Annotated in this window: 1 protein-coding gene; it reads left to right on the top strand. The window is 55.8% G+C overall.

Annotated features, from left to right (window positions below):
* Nucleotides 1-94: 94 nt before the first annotated feature.
* On the top strand, nt 95-276 hold a 182-nt coding region (locus tag ACSZPU_RS26530; protein ID WP_499004593.1), incomplete at its 3' end, for an MbeD family mobilization/exclusion protein.

Here is a 276-nt window from a genome sequence, read left to right as displayed (position 1 = left end):
CGACAACACCGTGGTGAAATACACGGCAAAATAATCCCGCCAGAGCGCCCTGAAACGCCACAGCGCGTTTTTAACACCGAGGACGACAAAAACCATGACCGAGATGGAAAAACAGCTTCTGAGCGCCTTAGAGAGCTTACAGACAGGCTACGAGCAACAGCAGCAGGCGTGGCAGGACAGCTACAGCAGCTTGCAGCACATGTTCGAGGCTACCTCACAGGCGCTGACGCACAGCGACCGGGTGTGTCAGCACTTGAGCAGTCAGGTGGACAGCTT

Origin of the sequence: Phytobacter sp. V69 (assembly GCF_965644215.1) — a bacterium.
Lineage (GTDB): Bacteria > Pseudomonadota > Gammaproteobacteria > Enterobacterales > Enterobacteriaceae > Phytobacter.
This window is presented reverse-complemented; position numbering and strand designations above follow the sequence as displayed.